Below are 4,742 nucleotides of genomic sequence, written 5' to 3'. Positions count from 1 at the left end.
TGATCCGCTGACGGACAAGGTCTTCAACCCGGTATTCCACAAAGCCGGGATGCCGCTTATCGCGAAAACAGGCAGCAAAGCGGCGGCTGAGCCTCAGAATGTCATCAGCCTGCTTCACCAGAATGACGCCCCCATCCGAACTCATGCGACCCTCGTCAAAACGGGCCACAACACGCCGTCCACAGGAGGCTGGAAACTCATACGCGCCTGCGCTACACTCTGTCTGCATCGGGTTCGTTTATTGCTTATGAAAAATTCTTTTGTGCAAAACAGACTTTTTCATAATCTAACCCGATGTACAACCCTTCTGTGAGATTTCCGCGTCGATCACCTCACCGGCGGCGATACGGTTGATGACGGCGTCGGAAAGCCGACGCAGGACGGGCTGGAAAGGAACAGGTTCGGACATGCTGCGAAGAGTTTAGCCCATTCGGGGCAGTGACGGAATCACGCTTTACCTCCTCCGCGCAATAAGGCACGACGAGGCTCATGACCCGTATCTATATTGATGCCGACGCCTGTCCGGTTAAGGACGAAACTTACCGTGTGGCAGGCCGCTACAAGCTGTCCGTCGCTGTTGTGTCGAACCGTATGATCGTCATCCCTGACTCGCCGCTGATCGAGCGCGTCATCGTGGAGGCCGGGCCGGATGTCGCCGACGACTGGATCGCTGAGCAGGCGCAGGAAGGCGACATCGTTGTCACCGGCGATATTCCTCTGGCGGCGCGCTGCGTGGAAAAAGGCGCGAGCGTGATTGACTCGAAGGGAAAGATACTCGACGCCAACTCCATCGGAATGGCGCTCGGCATGCGCAATCTTATGACCGATCTCCGCTCCGCCGGAATGGAGACGCCGGGTGGAGCCTCCTTCAGCAAGCTCGACCGTTCACGTTATCTCTCCGCGCTCGACACGCTGGTGGTGCGTCTGCGGAAACCACGCTTTCGTATCCCTGTCGCGCCATAGGACGTGTCGCCCGTTAGCAGTCTGTTCTCCCGCTCACCTTGTGATGTTTGCACCCGTTTCCGGAACGTGCAGCCAATGGAAACTGGAGACTTGTAATCAGGGAACGAGTGGGACGGATTGCGTCAGCTGCAGGTAATTATCACCCCATCATCCCTGATCCGGCCAGAGGAAAAACAGGTCAATCAGCAGCGGCACCGGAACCAGAAAGAACCCCGAAGTCGCCCCGCGCGCAAAAACCGACACAAAGGCTCCGGCGATACACCCGGTCCAGCCAAGTCCCGGCAGCAATGAAGCCAGCGAAAACTCTCTCTTTCCCCGCCAGATCCCACAGAGAAACTCCGCAATATTATCAGCGAATTTTACAATATTATTGGTGACAACAATCGTCTGCACGGAAATACCGGAAAAGCGTGAAAGCGCCTCGCCCTGCATCGCCATCGCAACCGCCAGCAACAGCGTCTCAATTCGAGCACTGCCACCTGCGGCATGAGACCAGTGGACGCCCTGAGCCAGAACCAGCAATCCCGCCATCCACAGCCACTCATGCCGGTATGCCGGCAAAGCCCGCCGCAACAGACTCGCCGCCAGCGCTCCGAAAAAAAACAGCCCCAGAACCGTGCCGATCGCGCCGGCTCTGGCCAGATCCCGGTCGGCCAGGGAGATCCCGAAGGTGGTCGAATTTCCCGTCATCGCGGCCGTGAAAATGCCGTGGAGTTCAACATACCCCACGGCATCCACATACCCCGCCACAAGACTCAGCGCGAGAACGCGCAGGGCCGAGCGTATCAGCGGTGTCATCAGACGATCAGCGGTTTGTCCTGCCGCAGTTTCGACAACGTTTCATCGTCAAGATTGAGATGTTCCTTCACCATCTGACGCGGCGACAGGCCCAACCACTGATTGGCCGAGAAATCGGCGAAGTGATCGCTCTTGAACGCTTCCAGAAAAACCATCGGTTCATCGCCGATATTTTCCAGATAATGCCCCATCCCGAGCGGCACATAACCCACATCGCCCGCACAGTAATCGAAGGTTCGCGCCTTCCCGCCCGATGCGAAAACCGTCATACGTGCACGGCCACGAACGAAATACTGCCACTCGTCATTGTTCGGATGCCAGTGGAGTTCGCGCATCCTCCCCGGTTCCACAACATTAATTGCAGCGGCAATGGTCGAGGCCGCCGGAAAGTTACGGGAATCGACAACCCGCACGGTTCCGCCAGCAGCTTTCGCAGGCTCCTGCTTCAAAAACCGATGCGTATACCGGATCTGCGACGGACCCTGCGGACATTTGATCGCATCTTCCTTTGCAACCGTCGGTTCGGTTCCATTGAAGATCCAGCGCGTTTTTTCCACATCTGTTGGCAGATTGGCGAAAACGGATTCCGGCACACCGAAATTCTTCGCCAGAACATGTCGCGGCGTATGAGCGAACCAGTCGCTGATCAGGAAAGTTTCGTTTTCAGAAAAATTCGCGTCATCAAAAACAAGAAGGAATTCGCATCCCTCATCGCCAAGTCCCTGAATGGAGTGAGGAATCCCGGCGGGAAAATTCCAGATATCCCCGGCTTCAACATCATCAACAAAAGGGTGTCCGCTTGTATCCAGCGCCGTGACCCGCGCTTTCCCAGCGATCATGAAACCCCATTCAGCTTCCTTGTGATAATGAAGCTCTCGATACCCGCCGGGTTTGAGCCGCATGTTCACTCCCGCAAGCGTTGTAGCGACCGGGAGTTCGCGAATGGTAATTTCACGCGCCCACCCACCGGAGCCAAGACGATTGCGTGCGTCGGCATAAGAGAATTTCAGATTGGGAATTGTCCCCGCATCCGTGTCCGGTGACGCCAGCAGATCGGGAACCTCGCGTTCACGTGGAAGATTGCGCGGTCCAAGAATGCTCGCCCCACGATCACCGCGAACGGGTTCCGGGGCCTCACGTTTTGAGCTGGTCCAGGGAAGGTCTGCCATTGGGGTATTTCCTGCCTGATGTGAATTGCGACAAAATATGTCACTAGCAGGAGTGAAGCATTGATGTCCATCAAGAATTCTGTTTATGGTTGAATACTCACAACAATTTATGGTGTGAATACCCACAACAATGTGAATATTCACGAAGGTAAAATACTCACAGAAAGCATCTGATTAATTTTATAAAATATATAAATTATATTTAAAAATTCTCGAAGCAATTATTATTACAAATAGACGGATTTTGTGGACAGAACGAAGAGATATGTCCGTTTCTGAAAATAAAAGCAGCAATACGGACAATTCTTTATGGAAGCACCACTGTCCGATTGACGAAGATGCCCCCACTCAGCATGCAGAGTTCGTCAACCTGAGCCGTGCCATGGCTTTTCGGGAAAAGGGCCGCAGACGCACTACCTGTTCGTCTGTCAGCCAATGCAGGTCGCCATCTTCAATCCCCTCACGGAGCCTGAAACAGATTTGAACGGAAGTCTGCGTCTGACTATCGCCTCCATGCCTCGTCATGACGATCCTGCTGACATATTTTTATTCTAAAACATACCGCGATCTGGAATAGTATGCGGATCAGACTGGATATTTTTTATCGCATTGTACACAGATTGTCTGTTGTTTGCTTGCCCTGCCGTATCCGCACATCCTGACAGACCCAGAAGGATCGTGACGAATGCGGCAATGCAGCACGCGTGTTTGCAGTTTCTAAAGACCATTTACGTTCTCCAAAGCAAAAACCCTATATGCGCTCCATAAAAGAAGTGCATACTCTACGTTTTTCGAAAAAAGCTGGGTGTCCTGCACTTTTTCCGAACGGAATAAAAAAGTATATTGCTCCCTAATTTATTTTTATTTTTCTGTTTCAACCGGAGTCAGACAGGATTTTTCAATGGCATGAGCGTAGTCGATTGCTACAGCAGTGCCCCAGGCACGAGATGCAAAAGTCGTTATCGGTTCGTCCTTCATCCTGCAAAGACCAATGAAACCTGGTGAGAACCCCTGAAGAGCCCGCTTTTGCAGCTTTTGTTCACCTGATATGCGCAAGGGAAAAGAGGCGATGGGAAGTATCGTTACGACATTACCAAGCATCAACTCGGCGTGTATGAGTTCCAGAGAATCTGATTCCATTTGTACATTGGGAGTAACACCAGCGATTTGAAACCCGGTATCAATCAATTGCCGACAATGCATACCTTTTGTCAGTAATGCCAACGGAAGAGTCGCTGCTTCTTCCCAGGTGATTTCCGGTTGAAGCGGAAGCTCAAAATCATCTACGGCAGCCAGAACCTGATGTTCCGCGTAAAGTGTACGCACCTCGAACGAATTGGCCTGAGGCATTTGATCCGTATACATAATGCCGAAATCAATTTCCTTTGAAATCAACTTCGAAATGATGTCTTCATTTGGAATGACCTGTACGGCACTGGCACATGGTCCAGCATCTTTCCTTATATCCTGCAGGATCAGGGGAATAAGATGAACTGCCGTCGGAATGACGCCAATACGTATGATTCCGAAAAGTCCCTGCCTTGCCAAGGAAGCATCCTGACGTAATTCCGTGATCCCACGCAGAATATCGTGAGCCCACCGGATAACCCGCTTCCCTTCTTCTGTAAGCGTAAATGCTTTTCTCTTTCTTTCAACAATCGTCACGCCCAAGTCCGCTTCAAGCTGACGAATGGCGCGTGAGAGCGCGGGTTGCGAGACGTGACAGGCCTCCGCCGCTTTCGACGCGGATTTCTCACACTTGAGGCAGTTTCGGGTCATTTTGTAGAATTCAGTCATCCCACAGGAGCCCGA

6 protein-coding genes are annotated in these 4,742 nt (G+C 52.5%); 1 reads left to right on the top strand and 5 read right to left on the bottom strand.

Going from position 1 to position 4,742, the window contains the following annotated elements; all coding sequences use genetic code 11:
• Nucleotides 1–229, bottom strand: a 229-nt coding sequence (locus tag B7449_RS16810) for a transposase (RefSeq protein ID WP_209426771.1), incomplete at its 3' end; no start/stop codon positions are given.
• Between the two features lie 57 nt (nucleotides 230–286).
• Nucleotides 287–409, bottom strand: a complete 123-nt coding sequence (locus B7449_RS23620) for a hypothetical protein (protein ID WP_258373650.1) — start codon at nucleotides 407–409, stop codon at nucleotides 287–289.
• Between the two features lie 80 nt (nucleotides 410–489).
• Here B7449_RS23620 and B7449_RS16805 point away from each other — a divergent pair, with 80 nt between their 5' ends.
• The gene (locus tag B7449_RS16805) at nucleotides 490–963 is read left to right on the top strand and encodes a YaiI/YqxD family protein (RefSeq protein ID WP_039733934.1); all 474 of its coding nucleotides are present in this window, start codon (nucleotides 490–492) and stop codon (nucleotides 961–963) included.
• Between the two features lie 147 nt (nucleotides 964–1,110).
• On the opposite strand, the gene B7449_RS16800 is transcribed toward B7449_RS16805, so the two are convergent.
• The 3 genes from B7449_RS16800 to B7449_RS16790 form a co-directional block, all read right to left on the bottom strand.
• Nucleotides 1,111–1,761 (bottom strand): YoaK family protein, encoded by a 651-nt coding sequence (locus tag B7449_RS16800; RefSeq protein ID WP_039733935.1) that lies wholly within the window; start codon nucleotides 1,759–1,761, stop codon nucleotides 1,111–1,113.
• Nucleotides 1,761–2,930, bottom strand: a complete 1,170-nt coding sequence (locus B7449_RS16795) for an oxalate decarboxylase family bicupin (RefSeq protein ID WP_025439994.1) — start codon at nucleotides 2,928–2,930, stop codon at nucleotides 1,761–1,763. Before B7449_RS16795 ends, B7449_RS16800 begins: the two co-directional genes overlap by 1 nt.
• An 861-nt stretch (nucleotides 2,931–3,791) precedes the next feature.
• A partial coding sequence (locus B7449_RS16790) for a LysR family transcriptional regulator (protein ID WP_307151825.1) occupies nucleotides 3,792–4,742 on the bottom strand: 951 nt, incomplete at its 5' end.

Source organism: Komagataeibacter intermedius TF2 (genome assembly GCF_000964425.1).
Lineage (GTDB): Bacteria > Pseudomonadota > Alphaproteobacteria > Acetobacterales > Acetobacteraceae > Komagataeibacter > Komagataeibacter intermedius.
The sequence above is the reverse complement of the archived record's forward strand: the minus strand, read 5'-3'. Positions and strand labels throughout refer to the sequence as shown.

Excerpts from the sequence above, each read along its gene's own strand:
- B7449_RS16805 (WP_039733934.1), top strand. The coding sequence starts at position 490 with ATGACCCGTATCTATATTGATGCCGACGCCTGTCCGGTTAAGGACGAA.
- B7449_RS16795 (WP_025439994.1), bottom strand. The coding sequence starts at position 2,930 with ATGGCAGACCTTCCCTGGACCAGCTCAAAACGTGAGGCCCCGGAACCC.
- B7449_RS16800 (WP_039733935.1), bottom strand. The coding sequence starts at position 1,761 with ATGACACCGCTGATACGCTCGGCCCTGCGCGTTCTCGCGCTGAGTCTT.
- B7449_RS23620 (WP_258373650.1), bottom strand. The coding sequence starts at position 409 with ATGTCCGAACCTGTTCCTTTCCAGCCCGTCCTGCGTCGGCTTTCCGAC.